The 23481-nt window shown below is 31.9% G+C and carries 24 protein-coding genes; 21 read left to right on the plus strand and 3 right to left on the minus strand.

All coding sequences use genetic code 11. The features are described 5' to 3' along the window. Positions 1–123: 123 nt before the first annotated feature. Genes EP747_RS04610 through EP747_RS04620 form a run of 3 tightly spaced genes read left to right on the plus strand, consistent with a single transcriptional unit; the run spans position 124 to position 2289 of the window. On the plus strand, positions 124–708 hold the full coding sequence (locus tag EP747_RS04610) for a DUF1405 domain-containing protein (RefSeq protein WP_235832743.1): 585 nt from the start codon (positions 124–126) through the stop codon (positions 706–708). A 59-nt stretch (positions 709–767) separates the two neighbouring features. Next, positions 768–1550 carry a sporulation protein YpjB gene (locus EP747_RS04615; RefSeq protein ID WP_129688718.1) on the plus strand — a complete coding sequence of 261 codons (783 nt, stop codon included), beginning with the start codon at positions 768–770 and terminating at the stop codon, positions 1548–1550. A 58-nt stretch (positions 1551–1608) separates the two neighbouring features. After that, positions 1609–2289, plus strand: coding sequence for a zinc metallopeptidase (locus EP747_RS04620; protein WP_129688719.1), 681 nt, complete (start codon positions 1609–1611; stop codon positions 2287–2289). 69 nt (positions 2290–2358) lie between these two features. On the opposite strand, the gene EP747_RS04625 is transcribed toward EP747_RS04620, so the two are convergent. Next, positions 2359–3231, minus strand: a complete 873-nt coding sequence (locus EP747_RS04625; RefSeq protein ID WP_088010674.1) for a YitT family protein — start codon at positions 3229–3231, stop codon at positions 2359–2361. 136 nt (positions 3232–3367) lie between these two features. On the opposite strand from EP747_RS04625, the gene EP747_RS04630 reads away from it, so the two are divergent. The 17 genes from EP747_RS04630 (at position 3368) to EP747_RS04710 (ending at position 18685) form a co-directional block, all read left to right on the plus strand. Continuing rightward, positions 3368–3697, plus strand: coding sequence for a nucleotide pyrophosphohydrolase (locus EP747_RS04630; protein ID WP_056466635.1), 330 nt, complete (start codon positions 3368–3370; stop codon positions 3695–3697). Position 3698: 1 nt separating this feature from the next. Beyond that, on the plus strand, positions 3699–4502 hold the full coding sequence (gene dapB / locus EP747_RS04635) for a 4-hydroxy-tetrahydrodipicolinate reductase (protein WP_129688720.1): 804 nt from the start codon (positions 3699–3701) through the stop codon (positions 4500–4502). Positions 4503–4516: 14 nt separating this feature from the next. Further along, on the plus strand, positions 4517–4879 hold the full coding sequence (gene mgsA / locus EP747_RS04640; protein ID WP_129688721.1) for a methylglyoxal synthase: 363 nt from the start codon (positions 4517–4519) through the stop codon (positions 4877–4879). 20 nt (positions 4880–4899) lie between these two features. Next, positions 4900–5601, plus strand: coding sequence for a bacillithiol biosynthesis deacetylase BshB1 (gene bshB1, locus EP747_RS04645; RefSeq protein ID WP_129688722.1), 702 nt, complete (start codon positions 4900–4902; stop codon positions 5599–5601). A 30-nt stretch (positions 5602–5631) separates the two neighbouring features. Further along, complete coding sequence (gene bshA / locus EP747_RS04650) at positions 5632–6762, plus strand: N-acetyl-alpha-D-glucosaminyl L-malate synthase BshA (protein WP_129688723.1); 1131 nt, start codon at positions 5632–5634, stop codon at positions 6760–6762. A gap of 1 nt (position 6763) precedes the next feature. After that, entirely contained in the window at positions 6764–7957 is a 1194-nt protein-coding gene (locus EP747_RS04655; RefSeq protein ID WP_129688724.1) for a CCA tRNA nucleotidyltransferase, read from the plus strand. After that, positions 7942–8925: a biotin--[acetyl-CoA-carboxylase] ligase gene (locus EP747_RS04660; protein ID WP_129688725.1), complete on the plus strand. Its 984-nt coding sequence runs from the start codon at positions 7942–7944 to the stop codon at positions 8923–8925. The genes EP747_RS04655 and EP747_RS04660 overlap by 16 nt, the downstream gene beginning before the upstream one ends. A 380-nt stretch (positions 8926–9305) precedes the next feature. Then, the gene (gene panB, locus EP747_RS04665; RefSeq protein ID WP_025671413.1) at positions 9306–10148 is read left to right on the plus strand and encodes a 3-methyl-2-oxobutanoate hydroxymethyltransferase; all 843 of its coding nucleotides are present in this window, start codon (positions 9306–9308) and stop codon (positions 10146–10148) included. Further along, positions 10145–10990, plus strand: coding sequence for a pantoate--beta-alanine ligase (panC, locus tag EP747_RS04670; RefSeq protein ID WP_129688726.1), 846 nt, complete (start codon positions 10145–10147; stop codon positions 10988–10990). The genes panB and panC overlap by 4 nt, the downstream gene beginning before the upstream one ends. A 26-nt stretch (positions 10991–11016) precedes the next feature. Then, on the plus strand, positions 11017–11400 hold the full coding sequence (gene panD, locus EP747_RS04675) for an aspartate 1-decarboxylase (RefSeq protein ID WP_025671415.1): 384 nt from the start codon (positions 11017–11019) through the stop codon (positions 11398–11400). A gap of 251 nt (positions 11401–11651) precedes the next feature. Beyond that, complete coding sequence (gene dinG / locus EP747_RS04680; RefSeq protein ID WP_129688727.1) at positions 11652–14441, plus strand: ATP-dependent DNA helicase DinG; 2790 nt, start codon at positions 11652–11654, stop codon at positions 14439–14441. A gap of 107 nt (positions 14442–14548) precedes the next feature. Continuing rightward, positions 14549–14719 carry a YpmA family protein gene (locus tag EP747_RS04685; RefSeq protein ID WP_129688728.1) on the plus strand — a complete coding sequence of 57 codons (171 nt, stop codon included), beginning with the start codon at positions 14549–14551 and terminating at the stop codon, positions 14717–14719. A gap of 11 nt (positions 14720–14730) precedes the next feature. Continuing rightward, positions 14731–15195, plus strand: a complete 465-nt coding sequence (locus tag EP747_RS04690) for a DUF5590 domain-containing protein (protein ID WP_129688729.1) — start codon at positions 14731–14733, stop codon at positions 15193–15195. Between the two features lie 15 nt (positions 15196–15210). Next, positions 15211–16398: a pyridoxal phosphate-dependent aminotransferase gene (locus EP747_RS04695; RefSeq protein ID WP_129688730.1), complete on the plus strand. Its 1188-nt coding sequence runs from the start codon at positions 15211–15213 to the stop codon at positions 16396–16398. Between the two features lie 286 nt (positions 16399–16684). Beyond that, on the plus strand, positions 16685–17395 hold the full coding sequence (locus tag EP747_RS04700; RefSeq protein ID WP_419179255.1) for a DnaD domain protein: 711 nt from the start codon (positions 16685–16687) through the stop codon (positions 17393–17395). A 134-nt stretch (positions 17396–17529) separates the two neighbouring features. Next, positions 17530–18192, plus strand: a complete 663-nt coding sequence (gene nth, locus EP747_RS04705) for an endonuclease III (protein ID WP_129688732.1) — start codon at positions 17530–17532, stop codon at positions 18190–18192. Beyond that, the gene (locus EP747_RS04710) at positions 18182–18685 is read left to right on the plus strand and encodes a YpoC family protein (protein ID WP_129688733.1); all 504 of its coding nucleotides are present in this window, start codon (positions 18182–18184) and stop codon (positions 18683–18685) included. Before nth ends, EP747_RS04710 begins: the two co-directional genes overlap by 11 nt. A gap of 126 nt (positions 18686–18811) precedes the next feature. Here the strand turns inward: EP747_RS04710 and EP747_RS04715 are convergent, their stop codons facing one another. Next, entirely contained in the window at positions 18812–21526 is a 2715-nt protein-coding gene (locus EP747_RS04715; protein ID WP_129688734.1) for a transglycosylase domain-containing protein, read from the minus strand. A 50-nt stretch (positions 21527–21576) separates the two neighbouring features. Then, the gene (gene recU / locus EP747_RS04720) at positions 21577–22185 is read right to left on the minus strand and encodes a Holliday junction resolvase RecU (protein WP_129688735.1); all 609 of its coding nucleotides are present in this window, start codon (positions 22183–22185) and stop codon (positions 21577–21579) included. Positions 22186–22279: 94 nt separating this feature from the next. Here recU and EP747_RS04725 point away from each other — a divergent pair, with 94 nt between their 5' ends. Next, complete coding sequence (locus tag EP747_RS04725) at positions 22280–23287, plus strand: DUF2515 family protein (protein WP_129688736.1); 1008 nt, start codon at positions 22280–22282, stop codon at positions 23285–23287. The last annotated feature ends 194 nt before the right edge of the window (positions 23288–23481 follow it).

Genomic DNA, 23481 nt, shown 5'->3' on the forward strand with positions numbered 1-23481 from the left:
TTTTTATGTTGTATTGTATACTGAAATAATAACATGTAAAAAATGTGATGATACATATAAATTGTGAACTTTGTGTTATAAATTTATTAAATCTCCTAAGTGAAAGCGAGATGAAGTGAAATAGTGAACATACTCTATAGTATGCTACGGCTTAAACCTAACTTAATTGCTTTATTTATAATAAATGTACTAGGAACAATCTATGGATACTATTGGTATCAATCTCAACTGAAGTATACTCCTGGTTGTTTAAAAATATTTGTACCTGATAGTCCAACTGCATCATTATTTTTTTGTATTGTATTGCTACTTTTCATTCTAAATAAACGGAATGGATTAATAGAGGCACTAGCATATGTAAGCTTGATGAAATATGGAATTTGGGCAGTTTTAATGAATGGAATGGTTCTTTATTTATCAGGTGGACTTGATGCGGTTGCATACTTATTAATTTTTTCGCATGGGGCTATGGCAATCCAGGCGGTTTTGTATGCACCAACATTTAAAGTTAAAAAATGGCACTTGACTGTTGCAAGTATTTGGATCTTACAGGATTTAATTTTTGACTATGTTTTTGGAACAATGCCAGAATATTATATGCTTTCTGATTACAGAATTTGGATTGCTTTAGTTACATTTTGGCTAACTATATTTGTTATTTTAATTGCTTATTACCACTTAATTTTAAAAAATAGAGCTCGTGTTTGAACAAGTTCTAATCTTGTCCTTTCTCTCATAATTATTAGTAGTTATGAGGGAGGGGTTTGATGAAAAAATTAATTGCGGGGATAAGCGTTTTTTTTATTTTCTTTTCATTTAATACGGTAAAAGGGTACGCTAAAATAGATCAAGAAACTTCACTAATCGAAAAATCGCTCTCTTTAGTACAAGATGGTGATTATGTTCATGGGGCTAATTTATTAGAACAATTAGAAACAAAGTATATGGCTTCAGCAAAAAAGAATAAGGATTTCACACCAAAGGAGTTAGAAACCATTTCAGTTACTTTTCAAAATGCGCTTGTATCTTTAACAAATGATGCAAGTGATCCACAAGAAAAAGTTGCCGATGTACTTGGTTTGAGATTATTGATTGATGCTGGAGAAACGACAATGCAGCCGATGTGGAAGGAAATGAAAAAGTCGGTTATGACTCCACTACTGAATATGGAGTCAGCATATAAACGAGGTAATTCTGAAGCATATGAAACGCAATTAAATCAATTCTTACACCAATTTGAGATTATTTATCCAAGTCTTATCATGGATCTTCCATATGATGAAGTAAAAAAATTAAATTCACTTGTTTCGTTTTTAGATGATTATCGAATTAATCAAGAATCCATTCCAGCTTTTCAACAAAAGTTGGATGAGACAAAAAGTGAATTATTATTCATTTTTGATCAAGGTAACTCAATTATTCCTCCTGTTTCCATTTGGACAATTTTTACAACTGGAGTAATTATTGTGGGTACATTAAGTTATGTCGGTTGGAGAAAATATATAGGTGATCGAAATAAAAACAAAAAAAGAAGAGAACATAATGATTGACAAATTTCTCTAAAAGTTATTACAATATCGTAAAATCACACTCCTTGGAGGAATTACAATGAGTTATTTAATTTACTTTTTTATTTTGTTGATTGTACCTATATATGCGCAAATGAGGGTTAAATCAACTTTTAAAAAGTATTCACAAGTTGGTTCTACATCACATTTAACGGGTGCAGAAGTAGCGAGAAAGATTTTAAATGAAAATGGATTATATAATGTGGCAGTAGAGGAAACTCGAGGATATTTATCTGACCATTATGATCCACGTGCAAAAGTTGTAAGATTATCAACTGAAAATTATCATGGATATTCAGTTGCGGGTACTGCAGTTGCTGCTCATGAAGTAGGACATGCAATTCAAGATGCAAATGACTATAGCTTTTTAAGATTCCGTCATTCATTAGTACCTGTTGCAAATTTCAGCTCCAATTTTTCTTATATTTTTATATTAATTGGCATGTTTTCTCAACTATCAGGTGCATTTTTAATAGGAATTGTTTTATTAGCATTAGGTGTACTGTTCCAAGTTGTTACACTTCCTGTTGAATTTAATGCCTCAAGTAGAGCCTTAAAACAAATTACAACTTTGGACATTATCAATTCGAATGAGCATGTTTATGCAAAACGTGTTTTAAACGCAGCTGCATTAACATATGTTGCAGCGGCTGCGGTAGCTGTCGCAGAATTATTAAGATTAATTTTGATTTATACGGGTATGACACGTAGTGATGATTAGTATTAAAATAAAATTAAAAGAGGTTCTGGCTATCAATGCCAAGAACCTCTTTTTGTTTTGAGTTAAATATTAAGGGTGAAGAGGGACTTTATTTTCATCTAATGTAAAGCCTTCACCAAGTACATCATGCACTTCTGTAACGGCTACAAAAGCGTGTGGATCGATATCCTGAATGATGTTTTTTAAATGAACTAATTCATTTTTCGGTACGACACAAAATAAAACGTCTTTACTTTCTCCAGTAAATGTTCCAGTTGCTTTTAAGTAAGTTGCGCCACGTTCCATTTCCTTCATAATTCGAGCTGCAATTAAATCATTTTTCTCAGAAATAATATTTGCTCCACGTGCAGCATATGCACCCTCTTGCATAAAATCAATTATTCTTGCTCCGACAAAAACTGCGACTAAAGTATACATAGCTTCATATGCTTTTAAGTAAGTCAAAAGAGAAAGTGTAATGACAACAAAGTCAAAAATAAACATCGTTTTTCCCATGTTAATACCTTTGTACTTATATGCTAAACGAGCGATGATATCGACACCACCAGTCGTTCCACCAAATCTAAAAATAATTCCTAATCCTACACCAATAAATACACCCGCAAATAGTGAGGCTAACATTAAATCGCCATGAACATCTATATTGAAAGTAAATTTCTCAAATAATTTCAAGAAAAAAGAGACTGCAACAGTTCCAATAATTGTATAAAGCATTGTCACTGTACCAAGTAATCTCCAACCAATAAAAAATAAAGGGACGTTTAAGGCTAAGTTTGAGATCCAAACCGGAATATTTAGTTCAGCTAAAAGAATTAAGTTAATTCCTGTAAAGCCACCTTCAGCAAGATTGTTTGGAATATTTATATTCATAATTCCAAAAGAAAAAATTGCAGAACCTAAAATAATAAATAAGATATTGCGTAACTTCAATTTAAAAATCATATACTTCCTCCATACTTTAAAAATTACCCTAAACTCTTATTTTTATCTTATCTTGTATTTTTTTCAAGTAAAATAATATATAATTTGTCAAAAAGTGGTCAATTCGATAAGATTTAATTGAGGAGTTGATATTAGTATGCACGAAAAAACGATGAAAGAAATGCAAAAAGAAGTCGATACATATATAGGTCAATTTAAAGAAGGATATTTTAGTCCTTTAGCAATGATGGCTAGGTTAACTGAAGAAATGGGTGAGTTAGCTAGAGAAATCAATCATACCTATGGTGAAAAGCCTAAGAAAAGCACTGAAAAAGAAAAGCTAATTGAAGAAGAATTAGGTGATGTATTATTTGTTATGATTTGTTTAGCAAATAGCCTAAATATAGACTTACAAGAAGCACATGATATGGTGATGAATAAGTTTAATACTCGAGATAAAGATCGTTGGACAAGGAAGGAAGTTTAAAATGGATAAAGTAATTAGAGTAGTATTAGCGGGACCAAGAGGTAAAATGGGAATTGAAGCTTTACAATTAATTGATCGAACTGAGCATTTTCACCTTGTAGCTGCAGTAGATTATAAATTAGGTGGAGAACAAATCCAAAAGGTTAACCCTGGGTTTAAAGGTGAAGCAAAAATATATGAAACATTAGAACAATGTATCGAAAATGAAAGCTTTGATGTACTTGTTGATTTAACAACACCTGAAATTGGAAAAAAACATGCATTTTTAGCTTTAAAAAATGGTATTCGACCTGTAATAGGTACAACTGGTTTTACAAAAGAGGAACTTGATGATTTAAAAGAGTTAGCTTTAAATAATGAGCTAGGTTGTATTATTGCGCCAAATTTTGCAATTGGTGCTATATTAATGATGAAGTTCTCTGCAATGGCAGCGAAATATTTTAAAGATATCGAAATCATTGAGCTACATCATGACCAAAAATTAGACGCGCCTTCAGGTACAGCTCTTAAAACAGTTCAAATGATTGAAGAAGTTCGTGAATCGAAAGTACAAGGACATCCTAATGAAGTAGAAACTGAAGCTGGTGCTAGAGGTGCTGATCTAAATGGAATGAGAGTTCATAGCGTAAGATTACCTGGTTTAGTTGCGCATCAACAAGTTTTATTCGGTGGTGATGGTCAACTATTAACAATCCGACATGATTCAATGAATCGAGCTTCTTTTATGTCTGGAGTTAAAGTAGCAGTTGAGGAAGTAATGAAACTTTCAGAGCTAGTCTATGGTTTAGAAAATATAATGGACTAAAGGTGGTGCAGGTAGTGAAAATAGCTCTAATTGCTCACGATAAGAGAAAAGACGCATTAGTAACTTTTGTTCAAGAAAATGAATCTTTTTTTCAGCAACATGAACTATTTTCAACAGGTACTACAGGACTACGTGTAATGGAAAATACAACTTTAAAAATTTATCGCTTTCAATCTGGTCCTCTCGGAGGAGATCAAGAAATAGGTGCATTAATAGCTAAAGGGAAAATGGACGCGATTTTCTTTTTTAGGGATCCATTAACTGCTCAACCGCATGAACCAGATGTAAATGCTTTATTAAGGCTATGCGATGTTTTTCATGTCCCGGTGGCAACGAATATTCAAACCGCTAAGGCAGTTGTGAAATTTTTTAGTTAGTTTGAAAGAGAGTGAGAAAAGTGGAATATTTTGATGTACTTGCATTTGGAGCGCATCCAGATGATGTTGAGATTGGTATGGCAGGCACGATTGCTAAATTTACTAAGTTAGGCTATAAGGTTGCTATTTGTGATTTAACTGAAGCGGAGCTCTCATCAAATGGGGATACTTTTATTAGAAGAAAAGAAGCTGAAGAAGCAGATAAGATTTTAGGGGTTTCAAAGCGTTTTAATTTATCATTACCAGATAGGGGGCTATACTTATCTGAGGAAGCGATTAAACAAGTAGCTGCTTTAATTCGAATGACGAAGCCTAGTATTATTTTCTCACCATATGAAGTGGATCGTCATCCTGATCATGGTAATTGTACAAAAATAGTAGAAGAAGCAGTATTTTCATCAGGGATTAGAAAATTTAATGTAAATACAAATCATGATGCTCACAAAGTTAAACATGTTTTTCAATATATGATTAATGGGTTTCATCGACCAAATTTTATTGTTGATGTTTCAGAAACGATTGAAGTCAAAAGGGCAGCTTTAGAAGCATATGAAAGTCAATTTACTCCCGGTCCAGATGGTGTAGTTACGCCTTTAACAAACGACTATGTAAATAGCGTAATTGCAAGAGAGAAAATTTTTGGGAAAGAAGCAGGAGTCCCATATGGGGAAGGGTTTATGACAAAGAGACCACTCCTTTTAAATGCAGATTGGTTAGTTTAAGAAGAAATGAAGAAGTTTAGGAGAGATAAAATGAAATTAAAAATTGGGATTACATGTTATCCTTCAGTAGGCGGTTCTGGTGTGATTGCGACTGAGCTAGGTAAGTTATTAGCAGAACTAGGACATGAAATTCATTTTATTTCATCAAGTATGCCGTTTCGTTTAAATAAAGTATATCCTAATATTTATTATCATGCAGTTGACGTAAATCAATATTCAGTTTTCCAATATCCACCATATGATTTAGCATTGGCGAGTAAGATGGCTGAAATTGCAAACCGTGAAAAATTAGATATTTTACATGTACATTATGCGATTCCGCATGCAGTATGTGCTGTTCTAGCAAAACAAATGATTCATCATGATATTAAAATTGTAACGACTTTACATGGAACAGATATAACAGTTCTTGGTTATGACCTATCTTTAACAGAGTTAATTAAGTTCGGGATTGAAAAATCGGATGTTGTAACAGCGGTCTCAAATGATTTAATACGTCAAACAGAGGAATTAGTTAACCCTGATAAAGAATTACAAACTGTATATAATTTTATTGATGAAAGAGTGTATTACAAAAGAAATTGTCGCGCATTAAAAGCAGAGTACGGGATTCAAGAACATGAAAAAGTCATTATACATATTTCAAATTTCCGTCAAGTTAAACGAACAAAAGATGTAGTCGATGTATTTAACTTAGTAAGAAAAGAAATTCCATCCAAGTTACTATTAGTCGGTGATGGTCCGGAGATCTCAAGTTTATGTAAATTAGTAAGAGAGCTTGGAATTGAGAATGATGTTTTATTTTTAGGAAAGCAAGAGAATGTTGAAGAGTTACTTTCAATGAGCGATATAAAATTACTACTTTCGTCAAAAGAAAGCTTTGGTTTAGTATTACTTGAGGCGATGGCTTGTGGAGTTCCATGTATCGGTACAAGAGTTGGTGGAATTCCAGAAGTAATTGAACATGGGGAAAATGGATATATTTGTGAACTAGGAGATATTGAACAAATCGCTTATTATACTCTTAACTTATTACAAGATGAAGAACTACATAAACGCATATCAAGTCGAGCGATTGAAATTGTGAAAGAAAGATTTCAATCAAATAAAATCGTTTCACAATATTTATCCATTTATAATGAGTTATTAGGAATGAAATAATATGGAAATTTTTGATAAAGCAAAGCCGATTTTAGATAATTTAATAAAAAATGGTTACGAGGCCTATTTTGTCGGTGGTTGTGTAAGAGATAAATTATTAAATAGAACAATTGGAGATATTGATATTGCAACTTCAGCTTTACCTGAAGAAGTTATGTCAATATTTCCAAAAACCGTTCCTACCGGGTTACAGCATGGTACGGTTTTAGTTATACAAAACAATGAACCTTATGAGATTACTACATTCCGAACAGAATCAACATATCATGATTATCGTAGACCATCGGAGGTTACATTTGTAAAATCAATCGAAGAAGATTTAAAACGAAGAGATTTTACTATGAATGCCATTGCTATGACAACAAAAAATGAAATAATAGATCCTTTTAATGGTACAATCGATCTTTATGATGGGTTAATTAGATGTGTCGGTGAAGCTACGGAAAGATTTCAAGAAGATGCTCTTAGAATGCTAAGAGGAATACGGTTTGTAAGTCAATTAAATTTTCGTTTACATAATGAAACGTTTAACGCAATTAAATCAAATAAACATTTAATTGAAAATATAGCAATTGAACGCATTTCGGTTGAAATAGAAAAAATGTTAATAGGAAAGTCACCTAAAAAAGGCATAGAACTATTAATACAAACAAATTTAGTAAATCATCTTCCAAGCTTAAAAAAATATACAAATCAGTTTAAAAATCTATTAAAACTTCCTATTCAATCATTAAAAACAATTGAAGAGATTTGGGCGCTAATCTTATATAAATGTAATTTTGACAACCCAGAACACGTTTTAAGAAGTTGGAAGATGTCGAATAATCGTATAAAACAAATACTGAAGGTTTATAATTTGTTAAATGAAACGAAAATTAAATGGAGCAATACAAAGTTATATCAAGTTGGATTACCGGATGCAATAAAATATGAGCGTTTACAGTGTGTCATTGACAATATCGATGCAAATGAATTTAATGAGCATTTATTAAAGGCTATATATAATCAATTACCGATTTATACAAAGTCAGATATATGTATTACAGGTAATGATTTATTAGAATGGTCAAAATTAAAAGGTGGTCCATGGTTAAAAGAAGTATTAAGTGAAATAGAATTTCAATTAGTAGAGAACCAACTTGAGAATAACCAACTTGCTGTTAAGGAGTGGTTCATAAATTGGCTTCAAAAGTAAAAGAAAGAATTATACAATTATTTACGGAAAATAGTAATGAATATTTATCAGGTCAATTTTTGAGTGATGAATTAGGAATTTCACGTACTGCAATTTGGAAATACATGAAAGAATTGCAAGATGAGGGAATTGAAGTTGAAGCAGTTAGGAAAGTTGGGTATAAAATAACAGGCAAATCTGATCGGTTAACCCCAACTGATATTCAACTTGGTTTAGAAACGAAAAAATTTGGAAGAAATGTCGTATACCAAGAAGAAACTAATTCAACCCAAACGATTGCAAATGAATTAGTGCTAAATGATGCCCCTGAAGGTACAATCGTTTTGGCTGAGCGTCAATTATTAGGTCGAGGCAGATTACAAAGAAACTGGTTAACTTCAGATGGAAAAGCAATAGCAATGAGTGTTATCCTTAGACCAGCTATTTCACCAAGAGTAGCACCTCAGCTAACATTATTAACAGCTGTAGTTATTGCTTCAGCGATCGAAAAAGTGACCGGCTTACAACCAAATATAAAATGGCCAAATGATATTTTAATTAATAATAAAAAAGTTTGTGGAATCTTAACTGAAATGCAAGGAGACGCTGATTGCATTAAAAGTGTTGTCATAGGTATCGGGATTAATGTAAATCAAGTAGAAGAAGATTACCCTTTAGAACTGTCAGATATCGCTACATCTTTACGTATTGAAAAAGGACAATCCTTTATGAGAGCGAATCTAATTCAAGCTATTTTAGCTGAATTTGAAAAGTACTATGAAATATTTTTAGAAAAAGGATTTAAACCGATAAAAATTTTATGGGAAAGCTATGCAATTTCGTTAGGGAAACAAATAAAAGCCACGACTTTAAACGAAGAAATTGTCGGTAATGCCATTGGAATTACTGATGAAGGTCAATTATTGATTGAAGATCACTTAGGTAATATTCATACAATCTATTCAGCGGATATTTCGATAAATAAATAAAGTAAAACGAAATAAAACAACTCTCTTTTTATAATTGAAAGAGAGTTATTTTATTTGATGAATAATTATCACGTATATTTGTAAATAATACCAAGTTTTTTCTTTACTTAATTGCTATTCTTACTATAAACTGTAGTGGAAGGGTCGCGACTTTCGCTGACGCTTCAAGGGTGGTATCTGAATAGGGTCAATCAAACTTTAGTATCCTAAGAAGAACTACACCAGGTTTTAAAAAATCAATTCTAAAAATGTGTCTGCCTTGATCCTATAAGGACTGGGACAGAGGAATGAGACGGTTTACAATTTTCCTTTGTTCTCTCTTGAGCAAAGGTTTTTTATTGTAGCCCCCATTTCCTCTTCATTTAAAAGGAGGAAAAAAGATGAAAACAACAAAAGATTTTTTAAACATGAAACAAAACAATGACCCAATCGTCATGATTACTGCTTATGACTACCCTTCAGCACTATTAGCTGAAGCAAGTGAAGTAGATATGATTTTAGTTGGTGACTCACTTGGGAATGTTGTCCTAGGATATGATTCTACAATTAAGGTTACTGTAGATGACATGATTCATCACTCAAAGGCTGTAAAACGAGGGGCAAAAAATACGTTTATTGTGACTGATATGCCATTCATGTCTTACCACTTTTCAAAAGAAGAAGCTTTACGTAGTGCATGTCGCATTATGCAAGAGGGTGATGCGCACGCTGTTAAGGTTGAAGGCGCAGATGAAAATGTTTTAGAAGTGATAAAAGCATTAACAATTGCGGGAGTACCAGTTGTAGCTCATTTAGGATTGACTCCTCAATCAGTAGGTGTATTAGGTGGGTATAAAGTTCAAGCACGTGACTCTGAAAGTGCGATGAAATTGTTTAACGATGCAAAAAAATGTGAAGAAGCAGGAGCTTTTGCAATAGTACTTGAATGTGTACCGAAGCAAATTGCAAAGGATATTACTAAGGATCTTTCAATTCCAACAATAGGAATAGGTGCAGGTGTTGATACAGATGGTCAAGTACTTGTTTACCATGATTTAATAACATATGGTGTTGGTCGAGTAGCTAAGTTTGTTAAACAGTATGCAAATGTATCTACAACAATTGAAAATGCAATTGCTTCATATGTACAAGAAGTTAAAACTAGACAATTTCCAGATACTAAACATTCGTTTACGATGAAAGAAGAGCAGTTAAAGGCATTATACGGGGGAAGTTCGCAATGAAAGTGTTTCACACGATAAATGATTTAAGAAATGAATTAAAAATTCACAGAAAAAATGAAAAATCGATTGGCTTTGTTCCAACGATGGGATTTTTACATGAAGGTCATGCATCATTATTAGAAGAAGCTAGAAAAAATAATGATATCGTCGTTTTAAGTATTTTTGTTAATCCAACTCAATTTGGCCCTAATGAAGATTTTGATCGATATCCAAGGGACTTTGAAAGAGATGAAAAAGTTGCCCTAAATGCTGGTGTAGATTGCCTCTTTTATCCAACAGTTGAAGAAATGTATCCAAATGAATTAAAATCAACAATGAAAGTAACAAAACGAGTAGATGTCCTTTGTGGTGAAAAAAGACCTGGACATTTTGATGGTGTTGCATTAGTTGTAACAAAATTATTTAATATTGTTCAACCAGATCAGGCTTATTTTGGATTAAAGGATGCTCAGCAAGTAGCTGTAATTGAAGGTTTAGTTGAAGACTTAAATATTCCTGTTAAAATTAATCCAGTTCCAACTATTAGAGAAGAAGATGGATTAGCTAAAAGTTCTAGAAATGTTTATTTATCAGACAAAGAAAGACAAGAAGCACCAGTTCTTTATAAAAGTTTACAAAAAGCAATTGAAGATATAAAAAATGGGAATTTAAATCCAGATCAACTTAAGCAAAATATTATTTCTACAATACAAAACGAAACATCTGGAACAGTAGATTACGTAAGTATTTATTCTTATCCAGATTTAGAGCCTTTAAATAAAATAAACGGAAAAGTAATTATTGCGTTAGCAGTAAAATTTTCTAATGCTCGCCTAATCGATAATATTATTATTTCTATATAGGGATTGAACAACTAGGGGGAAATGACATGATTCGCACAATGATGAGAGCAAAACTTCATAGAGCTACAGTTACAGAAGCTAATTTAAATTACGTTGGAAGTATTACAATTGATCAAGATTTAATGGATGCTGTTGATGTACTTGAAAACGAAAAAGTTCAAATTGTAAATAATAATAACGGTGCACGACTTGAGACATATGTCATTCCAGGAAAACGTGGAAGTGGTGTAATTTGTCTTAATGGTGCAGCGGCTAGATTGGTTCAAGAAGGCGACAAAGTAATTATTATTGCATATGGTCAAGTAGAGGAAGAGAAACTGGATCAACATGAACCAAAGATTGCTATATTAAATGATGCAAATGAAATTGTCGAAATGATTGGCAAAGAAATTGCAGGTACAGTTAAGTAAAGAAATGGGACTGTTTTAGGAAATAGCCCAAAAAATTTGATTTATAGACTGTCTGTCAACTATTGAATTTCGAATCATGAAATTACTTGATGAGGATCAAAATTATTTAACAGACAAGAGAAACAACAAAGAAAACAAGTGTTTGAGGGCAATTTGAAATCCCCTTCTTTAGGGGATTTTTTTGTTGGTTGTATTGTTTAATATGTTTATGCAAAATAATATCTATATAGAGAATTTGGAGGTGGCAAAATATGAATAAATTTGTGGTCGTTGACTTAGAAACAACCGGAAATAATAATAGGGGTCAAGATCGAATTATTCAAATTGCAGCCTTTTTATTGGAAAGTGGAGAAGTTATTGAACAGTTTTCAAGTTTTATTAATCCAAACATGAATATTCCAACATTTATTTCCGAATTAACAGGGATATCAGATGAAATGGTTCAATACGCTCCACAATTTGAACAAATAGTTGAAGAATTATACCCAATGTTTAATGACGCCTATTTTGTTGCACACAATGTGCATTTTGACTTAACATTTTTGCAAAAAGAATTTGAGCGGATTGGTTTACCAAAAATTTCACCGTTAGCTATTGATACAGTGGAGTTAACAAGAATTTTATATCCAACTTTAACCAGTTATAAATTATCTGATTTAGCAAAAGTATTTAATATACAACATGAAAACCCTCATCAAGCTGATAGTGATGCTGAAGTAACTGCCGAATTATTAACAATTTTATTAAAAAAACTTGAAAGCTTGCCATATGCATCATTAAAAATATTAGAAAAACTTAGCACTAGTTTTAAAAGTGACATTACATACTATATTTCGGAAATACTTCAAAAGCAATCTGAATCATTTTCAAATGAATCTGTTAATTATGAAGAATTTAGACGAATATCCCTTAAAAAAAGAAGCTTTAGTTTACCACAAGAGGAAGAAGATTTCGTAGAATTCGACGAGCATCTAAAACGTGAACTTGTAGATCAGATGGCTGTGGAAATTCCAAATTTTATAAAAAGAGAAGAACAGTTTGCCTATATGCATGATGTGTTCGATTCATTTCAACAGAATAATATTCTCTTAGCTGAGGCTGGAACAGGTGTTGGTAAGACATTTGGCTATCTAATTCCATCAGCATTTTTCTCAAAACAATTTGGCAAACAAGTTGTCATTAGTACAAGTACCATCTCGTTACAAAAACAATTACTTAAAAAACATATAAAAACGATTGAAAAAATAGTTCCTTTTCAGTTGAAAATAGCTTCTATACAAAGTAAAAGAAATTATCTATGTCTCCAAAAATTTGAATATATTGTTGGCGAACAATTTGATGATAATTACGATAGTATTTTATCTAAGGCTATGATAACAGTTTGGTTAACTGAAACTGAAAATGGAGAATTAGATGAATTATCCCTTCCTTCAGGTGGCTTACATTTATGGGATCGTGTTTGTTGTAACGAAGAAAGTGAAAATAAAAGAACAAATCCTTGGTTTCATAAATGTTTTTATCAAAGAGCTAAAAATCAATTAATGTTAGCCGATATAATTATTACAAACCATGCTTATTTATTATCGACTTTAAAAAATAAAGATCACTTAATTAATTCTGTCAAAACGATTGTAATTGATGAGGCACATGCGCTTGAAGAGACTGCATCAAAAACTTTTGGAATCACTTTTTCATGCTTAAAATATTATCAATATTTAAGTAGATTAAGTACTACTGATAGCAATGAACTTGTTCACCGATTATATAAATTTGATGAGGGAAAACCTAATCGTGAAAAATGGTGGAAAAAAGTTGATCATTTAGTAAAAGAAATAAAGTATGAATCAGATGAGTTATTTAGATTATTACGTGATTTTATTTTAAGTAAACAAAATGAACTTGATAAAGAAAATATTAGACAGTCAATTACACTAAGTGATAAAAATACTGCCAGCCAAAATTGGAAGGTTATTCAAGAATGTGCAAATAGATTAATTCATGTGAATAATACTTTATTCACAGGATGTGAGCAATATTTGAATTTAATTGAAGAGAAAAAAATATCAGCGTTTCATCGTTCTATCGTTTCGGAATTTAAAATGATTATTGAACAATTAAAAAGCATGAAAAATGGTCTTTATGAAATATTATTCGATAAAAATGATCATTATATTTGTTGGATGGAAACTGAAGCAAAAGGCTCATTTCATACAACGATGCTTTATTGTGAGAAAGTTGAAAATGCAGATTTAATACAAAATTATTTAATTAGTGGAAGAAATTCAATCATACTAACGTCCGCTACGATGTCGATTGATTCATCCTTCTCATTTATAAAGTCATCATTAGGAATTAGTGAAAATATCAATGTCATTGAAAAAATATACCCCGTTCCAGATGATTTTGCCCAAGGGATGAGAGTGTATATTCCTTCAGATTTAATGGGAATAAAAGAGATCACGCAAGAAGAGTATGCATTACAAACTTCGAATACAATTCGCAAAATTGTTACCGAAATAAAAGGTAGAACATTAGTTTTATTTACAGCTTTTGATTTATTAAAACAGACTTATGATCATTTAACACAAGATTTAGACTCAATGAATTCATCTGTATTAGCTCAAGGTGTTTCTCCTGGAGGAAAACAAAAGTTAATAAAACAGTTTTTACAATCTAAACAAACAATTTTATTAGGTACGAACACTTTTTGGGAAGGAATTGACCTACCTAATGAAGAATTAGATTGTTTAATCATTGTACGCTTACCGTTTACAAACCCTGAAAAGCCTATGTTCATTGCTAAATCAAATTTATTAAAAAAAGCTGGAGAAAATTCTTTCTCAAGTTTGGCTCTACCATTAGCAGTATTTAAGTTTCGACAAGGTTATGGTCGTCTAATTCGAAATGAAAAAGATCAAGGTTCATTATTTGTTTTAGATAATCGCATAATAAATACTAGTTATGGAGCAGAATTTTTAAAGTTAATCCCAAAAACTAAAATAAAAATAAATACAATTGATGAATTATTAAAAGATTTTTAGTAGTTTTTCAAAATTTAGCATGAGAATAGTAGGGGATTTAAGGCTAGACGTGTGGTATAATGACATAAATTGTAATGTATTTATAATACATTTTTAGGAGGAGCAACATGAATTCAAATATTGAAGTATTATCAACAACAAAAATTGAATATACTAGAGATTTATACAAAATTGTTGATAGTTTAAATCGTACTTTAAAAGAAAAAGATTTAATGTTTGGACTTGCACTTGATAAAGAAAATCAAGAATATGCGGTATTTACAATTTATCGAACATAAATGAGGTATATATGAAAAAATGGTTAGTCATCCTTGGATTAAGCATCATTTTTCTTTCATTATTTTTAATCGCCACATATCAATCATCAATTTCAAATCTAAATGATGATAAAAAACATGCCGAAGAGCTTGTTTTAAATCAAGGGTATTTAAAATCTGTGGAAACTTCTAATTATTTCCATGGAAAAGAACAAGCGATTGTTGTAAGTGGTAAAGATGATGCAAATAATGAAATGATTGCGTGGGTACAGGATGGAGAAGTTATTACACGAAAGAAAAGTGAAGGATTGACCCAAAAACAAATCATTGACAAAGTAGTCAGTGAGAGAAACCCAAAAAAAATACATAAAGTAAAGTTAGGAATAGAGAACAAAATACCACTTTGGGAAGTAGTATATATAGACCAAAACGGCCGATATAATTTTTACTACGCTGCTTTCGAAAATGGAGAGCTTTTAAAACGTTATAGTATTTAGGGGGAAATTAACAAGATGAAACTAGCAAAAAGAGTAAGTGCACTAACACCATCTACAACACTAGCTATTACAGCAAAAGCAAAAGAGATGAAAGATCAAGGAATTGATGTAATAGGATTAGGAGCTGGAGAACCTGATTTTAATACACCAGTTGAAATTATTGAAGAAGCTTATTCAGCAATGCTTAAAGGCCAAACAAAATATACTCCTTCAAACGGTTTGCCAGCTTTAAGAAAAACTATTTGTGATAAATTATTGAAAGATCAAGGATTAACTTATTCGCCAGGAGAAGTTGTTGTAACAAATGGTGCAAAACATGCACTTTACACACTTTTCCAAGCAATTTTAGATCCTGGTAACGAAGTAATTATTCCGACACCTTACTGGGTAAGTTATCCTGAGCAAGTTATATTAGCAGAAGGTGTGCCAGTATTTATTGAAGGATATGAACATCAACAATTTAAAGTAACACCTGAACAAATCGAAGAAGCAATTACAGAGAATACAAAAGCGATCATTATAAATTCACCAAGTAATCCAACTGGTATGATTTATGATGAGCAAGAATTAAAAGCAATCGGAGAAATTTGTTTAAAACATGATATATTAATCGTTTCTGACGAAATATATGAGAAATTAGTATATGATGGGGCAAAGCATGTTTCAATTGCTTCATTAAGCCCAGAGCTTAAAGAACAAACGATTATTATCAATGGTGTATCAAAATCTCATTCAATGACAGGATGGAGAATTGGATATGCTGTTGGTAATAAGGAAATAATTAATGCCATGACAAATCTTGCTAGTCATTCTACTTCAAATCCTACTACAATGGCCCAAATCGCTACGATTAAAGCATATGAGTTAGGCGATGGTCCTGTTGAAGAAATGAGAGTAGCGTTTGAAGATCGTTTAAATAAAACTTATGAGCGTTTAATTTCAATTCCAGGATTTAGCTGTGTTAAACCGAATGGTGCATTTTATTTATTCCCAAATGTGACTGAGGCAGCTAAAATGGCTGGATATCAAAATGTAGATGAATTCTCTACTGAATTACTTGAAAAAGCTAATGTTGCGGTAATACCTGGCTCAGGGTTTGGTTCACCTGACAATATTCGCTTATCATATGCAACATCTCAAGTACAGTTAGATAAAGCTTTAGAGCGCATTGAGCAATTTATGAAAGCAAGTATCTTAAATTAATTTCAATCAGTGAAAAACATATATTAAATACTGAAGCTAAGCATATGCTTAGCTTTTTTCATTAGACTTATTTTTTATGACTTATTAACCATAAAGCTAAACCATTCCCACTTTATTAAACAAACTATATCCTAAATTAAATAATTTATTAGTCGGTTTTTTAAATACTAAATAGATATACTAAAATAGAGGTGTGATTTCCATGCCTCTATTTATTTTTATTTCACGAGTTTCTTTTACTGTATAATTTATGTAATCATGCTATACTATGCTAGAGGTGTTCGAAGTGAATAATAATAGCATTCTAAACTGGATTCAATTTGGGAATATTAGTATTCCAAATATACTTCTCAGTCATTATTCTTCTTTAAACATAAATGAAGAAGAACTAGTCATGATTCTACAGCTTTACTCTTTTCAACAACAAGGTCATACGTTTCCAACACCTACTCAATTAGCAAAGATTATGTCAATAAATGAACAAAAATGTATGGAAGTTATTCGAGAACTTCTTAAAAAAGGTTTATTAGAAATTACAGAAGAAATTGATCATCATAATTTACGATGTGAGGCATATTCACTTTCTCCATTATGGTTAAAATTAGTTGATTTGACCCAGAATGGTCAACAATCAAATGAAACACATACTATTCCTTCAATTATTGAACAAGATGAGGAATCAATTTACTTAGTATTTGAAAAAGAATTTGGTAGATTATTGTCTCCTTTTGAGATTGAAACTCTAACAATGTGGATGGACCAAGATGATCATAATGAAAAACTAATAAAAACTGCACTTAAAGAAGCAGTAATAAGTGGGAAATTAAATTTTCGTTATATAGATCGTATTCTTTTTGAGTGGAAGAAAAATGGAATTAAGCAAGTAGACCAAGCAATGAATTATAGTAAGCATTTTAGAAAAAAAGAAACAAGAGAACCACAAAACGAAACAAAGTATACAGGATCAATTCCTTTTTATAATTGGCTTGAAAAATAAAGCGAGGACATGCTCCTCGCTTTATTGTGTAACAAAGTTACAAAAATTTGATTTATAGACTAATTATAAGCGCTTGAAGGGCAGTCTAAAGCGAGGATATGCGCTCGCTTTTGTTTAGTAAGGAGTGTTTTGAGATGTTAAATAAACAACAAATAAATGAAGTTCTTAATATAATTGGTGATATGTTCCCTGATGCACATTGTGAGTTAAACCATAAGAATCCGTTTGAATTAGTAGTAGCAGTCGCTTTATCTGCTCAATGTACTGATGTTTTAGTAAATAAAGTGACTAAAAATCTATTTGAAAAATATAAAGAACCTAAGGATTATTTAAATGTATCTTTAGAGGAATTACAAAATGATATTCGCTCAATTGGACTTTTCAGGAACAAAGCAAAAAATATCCAGAAACTAAGCGAAATGATTATTAATGAATTTAATGGAGAAGTTCCACGTACTAGGGAAGAGCTAGTAAAATTGCCTGGAGTTGGTAGAAAGACAGCTAATGTAGTAATGTCAGTTGCATTTAATATTCCAGCTATCGCTGTAGATACTCATGTTGAGAGGGTTTCAAAAAGATTAGCTATATGTCGTTGGAAAGATTCTGTATTAGAAGTAGAAGAGACATTAATGAAAAAAGTTCCAATCGAAGACTGGGGAGTAACTCACCATCGTTTAATATTTTTTGGTAGATACCATTGTAAAGCTCAAAGGCCGAGTTGTGAGGTATGTCCTTTACTTGATATGTGTAGAGAAGGAAAAAAACGAATGAAAGTGAAGAAAGTAAATGACAAATAGTATTTATAAGGATTTTATCGTTACGCCATTTTATAAAGACAATTCTAATGAACAAATAATGAATGAAGAAATTAAAATTAAAAATAAACCGTTTTTCTATGAAAGCAATCAGATTCTAGTTAATAAGAGCTCTAGCATACCGAATGAAAGTGATGAAATTATTAAAGAAATGATTAATGAGTGGAAAGAGGAATCTGGACATATTTCTACCTACTTTAAACAACGGAATCGAAAACTTGCGTGTGAGCCGATGATAAGAGGCTTAGCTAATTTTATATCAATTCTTACATGGATAAATGGCCAAATGCTACTTAATTTAAATAATTTATTATTTGAGTTAGATAAATTAAAGATTAAGCCAATCAATTTAGACGAGCGTATTAGTTTTGTATTAAATCAACCTGATCACTATCACTCATTTATTCAACTTTCTGGCTTATATACGGAGTTAGAAAAGCTTTATTATAAGCAAAAAATAACCTCCTCAAGATGAGGAGGCTTATTTTAGATTTAGAGTAAATTAGCAATTCCAAAACTTTATGTTAAGTAAAGCAAAGGAATTCATACAGAATATCAATTACATAGCAAAACCTCCTCAAAAAACGAGGAGGTTTTTAATTTATGCAATAATATTACGTTCCAACTTATTAAATCGATTATTAGAGTATGAATCTGAGTTATACGAAGTTGGATTCGTATTAGTTGGTTTTGATGGCTTTGATGGATCTGGTGTAGTAGGAGGTGTAGTTGGATTTGTATTACCATCACCAGTACCAGTACCGTCACCAGTACCAGTACCAGTACCGTCACCAGTACCAGTACCAGTACCGTCACCATTGCCAGTACCGTCACCAGTACCAGTACCGTCACCATTGCCAGTACCGTCACCAGTACCAGTACCGTCACCATTGCCAGTACCGTCACCAGTACCGTTGCCGTTACCATTACCGTTACCATTGCCGTTATCATTGCCGTTACCGTTACCGTTGCCATTACCATTGCCGTTACCATTGTTATCAGCTGGTGGGGTAGTTGGCTCTTGGGTTGTAGTTAAATCGACTGTAACAGTAACCGCAGCACTCTTAGTATCGCCATTAGTTGCCACAATCGTAATTTTTACTTTGTTTCCAGCTACGATACCATTAATTTTTGCTGATGTTCCATTTACTTTTTGAGTTTGGCCTTTAACACCGTTTATATCATAGTTTACTTCAAAAGTAGTAGAAGCAAGTAACTCAGCAGGATACTGCCAATTTAACGAAACACTGCTCGTTTTTTCATCATATTTCGCTGTAACACTTTTAGCTGGATCTAATGTATCTGGTGTAGGAAGATCATCCATTTTTTCACCTTTAATATATAATTCGTCTTGAACTCTTACAACTGAACTTGGTTTATGAAACTCAGATGAACGATCAGCTGTTGCTGCTAACATATCTCTTGCAATATATTTAGCTAAATTTGTTGATGTTTTACTTAAATAATGACCTTCTTTATTTGTCTCATATCCAGTCCATACCGAAACAGTAACATCTGGTGTATAACCAACAAACCAACTATCTCGAGTTGCGTTTGAAGGGAAGCCATACTTGTCTTTTACTTCTTGTGGGTAGTTTGTAGTACCAGTTTTACCTGCCATATCAAGACCAGGTACATTAGCTCTACCACCCGTACCGCCTGGAGCCTTAACAACGTCACGTAGCATATCTGTAATCATATATGCAGTGTAATCGCTCATTGCTTGTTTTGGTTCAGGAGATAATACTTTTTCAGTTTTATCTTGATAGATTATTTTCGTTACAGCATGTGGTTTTATATAAACACCGCCATTACCGAAGGCTGCATATGCACCTGCCATTTCCATTGCAGATACACCTGTAAATCCACCGATTGCATGAGACTCGTAAAAACTGTCTTTTTGGAAGTTAAACCCAAGTCCGTTACCAAATTCACGTGATTTATCTAATCCAACTTCCTGCATTGTTTTTAAAGCAGGAATATTTCTTGAACCGATTAACGCCTTACGAATCGATAATTTACCTTTATATGATTTATCAGCGTTTCGAATAGGTGTCCCATCAGAATATTGATATGGCTCATCAACAAGTTGATGGTTAGTAGACCATTTTAAATATTGAATCGCAGGACCGTAGTCAAGGATTGGCTTAATCGTTGAACCAGGTTGTCTTTTTATATCTGTTGCAAAATTTAGACCGCCACTAGTTGTATTTCTGCCAGCACCTACAGCTTTAATTTCACCTGTTTTAGTGTCAGTTAATACAAAACCAGTTTGGAAATCATCACTTGGATAAAATTCAGACCCACGATTAATAATTTCATCTGCTTTAGCTTGTGATTTTGGATCTAAAGTTGTTTCAATTGTTAATCCATCTGTATTTATATCTGCATCACCGTATTTTTTAACCTCATCCATAACTACATCAATGAATGCTTGATACTTTGTTTGGCCACTTTCATGAACTTTAACTAATGATTTCTCTGGAATTGCTTTTGCTTTAGCATATTGTTCATTGGTAATATAACCATATTTTTTCATTTGGCTTAATACAACATTTCTTCTAGCTTCTGATTCAGCTGGATGTTTTGCTGGATTGAAGTTATTTGGACTTTGTACCATACCAGCAAGTGTAGCTGCTTCAGGTAATGTAATTTTCGATAAATCTTTACTAAAATATGTTTCACTTGCTTTTGCTACACCATAAACTCCTCGGCCTTTTAAACCATTTGAGAAGTAAACTTTATTTAAATACATTTCTAAAATTTGTTGTTTAGAATATTTTTGTTCAAGTTGGAATGATAAATACCATTCTTGTACTTTACGTTTAATTGTTTTTTGTGGAGACAAGAATGAGTTTTTGACAACTTGTTGAGTAATCGTACTACCACCTTGTGATCCAAATCCACCAGTAATATTAGCTAAAACTGCTCCAAGTACACGGCGGATATCAACACCTTTATGCTTATAAAAACGTACGTCTTCAGTAGCAATAAATGCATCTTCTACTACTTTAGGAATCTCGTTATATGAAACTTTCGTTCTTTGTTCAGTTCCTAGCTCAGCAATAACATTCCCATTTTTATCTAGAATCGTAGATGATAAAGGTACTTTTAACTTTGATTCATCTAGTTTAGGTGCATCACTTACTAAATAATAGAAAGTTCCAACTCCCCCAAGAATACAAAGTACCGCTAAAGTCAATATTGTTAATGTAATCTTTTTCCATAAACCTTCACGTTTTTTTGGTTTTACATTTGAAGGCTTTTCCATTTCCATTTGTTTTCGTTCTTGTCGTGAACTATACTCTTTTGCCATTTTTTTGTTTCTCCTGCCTTTCAAATGAACTTAATGAAATTATTAAAATATTAAATTACAAAAAGTTCATCAATACATTTTAAGTATGGAACAATGATTGGATAACTTGGTTTAAGTAACGTTCCATACTCTTTGCATTCTTCTCTAGATATTGATTTTCTTCCACCATCTGTTTGCCTTTTCCAAAAGGTAAGAATATCAGTAGCTTTCATAAAATAAATTTCATTATATAATGAAAATTTTAATATGACAAACGAAATTCCACCGTGATTCAGTACATTTTCCATATGCTCTATTTGGTGTAAATGGAAATTTTGTAAAGGAAAACTAGTCTTATTATTGGTTTCCTTAGCTTCAAAATCAATATACTTCCCTTTATAGATGCCATTATAGTCGGTTGTTGAAGGTTGTTTAAAATAGGCCTCTCTAATGACTGCAGCGCTTCTTTTTGGATAGTCTACTTTTACGATTTGTACAGGTGTTGGTTTTTTATGTATGTTTGCGATGTTATTTGATAAATAATACGTATTAGTAGCATTTAAATCATCTTCAAGAGACATTCCGCGATTACTATAAGTATTATTTGATTTTACTTGTGTTTCGTTATTTTGACTTTTTTGAACTACATTATTTCTTCGATTTGGGTAACTTATTGTCATAAAACCAACTCCACCTTAATTTACATACAACTTGTATTATAGCACTAAAACAGATGTTCGTGTAAAAAAATACCAGATTGCTTGGGGTGAGTCAATGAATGCAAACCATGAAAGCTGGAAAGGTTTTATAAAAAAAAGAAGAGAAAATCACAATTTATCACAGGAAGAATCAAAACTTATTGAATTAATAAAGAAAGAAACAGTTAAATATAATGCTGATAATATTTCCAGAACGATTGCATACCAAGAATATTTTTTAAGACAAAGTGAAATAGAATGGTCATTTCTTGCAAGTATGGTATCACGTAATGCAGGCTATAACATGACTGATTTGGAAAACCAAATATTCGTTAATGGACTAAGTGTAAAACAAAGGAAACAACTTTTTATGACGTATGAACGTGCAAATTGGATTATTTTTTTAGATGCTTTTCCACAGTTACTTCTCTTTGAATATTCAAAAGTAAAAAATAAGCCATTATTTTATTTATTGAAGTATTTTTCAGTATCTAGTTTTATGGAAATTGAATGGGAGAAATATTGGACGGATCGAGATAAGAAAAGACTAGTCTATTCATTGATCATTAACGAACAAAATATGATCGAAAGACCAGTCATTCAAAATAAATTTTTTAAAAGTGAAGTTTTTAATTCTTTAGCATTTAAACTTCAGGAACAATTAAAACTAAGTTATGTTGTATTTCCATCAAGTAAAGGGGAATTATATGGACTTGTTGTTTTCCAATTTGAAGATTTAACGAAAAGGATTCAAATTGGGAAACAATTATATTCAATTTTATTTCATAAGAATTTACACAATGAATTTATCGATTTTGCTATGCAAACTATTCACACAGGCAGTAGGAATGATTATGAAGCGTTAGTTGGAATTACAAGCTCAAATAATCCGAAATTAAGAGACGTCTATCCAATCATTCCTCACACACGAACTGTTGAGGAAGATTGGTATACAAATAGTAAAATTTTAAATGATTGGTATGAAGATGAAGTAGTTACTAATGGAGATAGTTTTAAGCAATCTTTTTTAATAAAGCAAGAGCTACTTGGTTCTTTGTTAAAATTGAAATCGATCTTTCAATAAAAATGCTAGTTCGTAATGCTAGCTTTTTTTGTTTTGAAAAAGGGCTATCATTTCCAAATTTAACACGATAAAGAAAGCACACGTAAGGTTGAATTGCACTACAGGATGCTTATTTTCCAATAGGGCTTCTATTTTAGCTGAAAAAAGCTAGCAAACAAATGCTAGCTTTTTTCTTAATTTAGCGATTTTTCAAT

It is taken from the genome of Gottfriedia acidiceleris (assembly GCF_004138285.1).
GTDB lineage: Bacteria > Bacillota > Bacilli > Bacillales > Bacillaceae_G > Gottfriedia > Gottfriedia acidiceleris_A.

What these genes read in the sequence shown, in the direction of transcription:
- EP747_RS04615 (WP_129688718.1), top strand. Translation starts at nt 768, where the DNA reads ATGAAAAAATTAATTGCGGGGATAAGCGTTTTTTTTATTTTCTTTTCA.
- EP747_RS04620 (WP_129688719.1), top strand. Translation starts at nt 1,609, where the DNA reads ATGAGTTATTTAATTTACTTTTTTATTTTGTTGATTGTACCTATATAT.
- EP747_RS04625 (WP_088010674.1), bottom strand. Translation starts at nt 3,231, where the DNA reads ATGATTTTTAAATTGAAGTTACGCAATATCTTATTTATTATTTTAGGT.
- EP747_RS04630 (WP_056466635.1), top strand. Translation starts at nt 3,368, where the DNA reads ATGCACGAAAAAACGATGAAAGAAATGCAAAAAGAAGTCGATACATAT.
- dapB (WP_129688720.1), top strand. Translation starts at nt 3,699, where the DNA reads ATGGATAAAGTAATTAGAGTAGTATTAGCGGGACCAAGAGGTAAAATG.
- bshA (WP_129688723.1), top strand. Translation starts at nt 5,632, where the DNA reads ATGAAATTAAAAATTGGGATTACATGTTATCCTTCAGTAGGCGGTTCT.
- EP747_RS04655 (WP_129688724.1), top strand. Translation starts at nt 6,764, where the DNA reads ATGGAAATTTTTGATAAAGCAAAGCCGATTTTAGATAATTTAATAAAA.
- panB (WP_025671413.1), top strand. Translation starts at nt 9,306, where the DNA reads ATGAAAACAACAAAAGATTTTTTAAACATGAAACAAAACAATGACCCA.
- panC (WP_129688726.1), top strand. Translation starts at nt 10,145, where the DNA reads ATGAAAGTGTTTCACACGATAAATGATTTAAGAAATGAATTAAAAATT.
- panD (WP_025671415.1), top strand. Translation starts at nt 11,017, where the DNA reads ATGATTCGCACAATGATGAGAGCAAAACTTCATAGAGCTACAGTTACA.
- dinG (WP_129688727.1), top strand. Translation starts at nt 11,652, where the DNA reads ATGAATAAATTTGTGGTCGTTGACTTAGAAACAACCGGAAATAATAAT.
- EP747_RS04685 (WP_129688728.1), top strand. Translation starts at nt 14,549, where the DNA reads ATGAATTCAAATATTGAAGTATTATCAACAACAAAAATTGAATATACT.
- EP747_RS04690 (WP_129688729.1), top strand. Translation starts at nt 14,731, where the DNA reads ATGAAAAAATGGTTAGTCATCCTTGGATTAAGCATCATTTTTCTTTCA.
- EP747_RS04695 (WP_129688730.1), top strand. Translation starts at nt 15,211, where the DNA reads ATGAAACTAGCAAAAAGAGTAAGTGCACTAACACCATCTACAACACTA.
- nth (WP_129688732.1), top strand. Translation starts at nt 17,530, where the DNA reads ATGTTAAATAAACAACAAATAAATGAAGTTCTTAATATAATTGGTGAT.
- EP747_RS04710 (WP_129688733.1), top strand. Translation starts at nt 18,182, where the DNA reads ATGACAAATAGTATTTATAAGGATTTTATCGTTACGCCATTTTATAAA.
- EP747_RS04715 (WP_129688734.1), bottom strand. Translation starts at nt 21,526, where the DNA reads ATGGCAAAAGAGTATAGTTCACGACAAGAACGAAAACAAATGGAAATG.
- recU (WP_129688735.1), bottom strand. Translation starts at nt 22,185, where the DNA reads ATGACAATAAGTTACCCAAATCGAAGAAATAATGTAGTTCAAAAAAGT.
- EP747_RS04725 (WP_129688736.1), top strand. Translation starts at nt 22,280, where the DNA reads ATGAATGCAAACCATGAAAGCTGGAAAGGTTTTATAAAAAAAAGAAGA.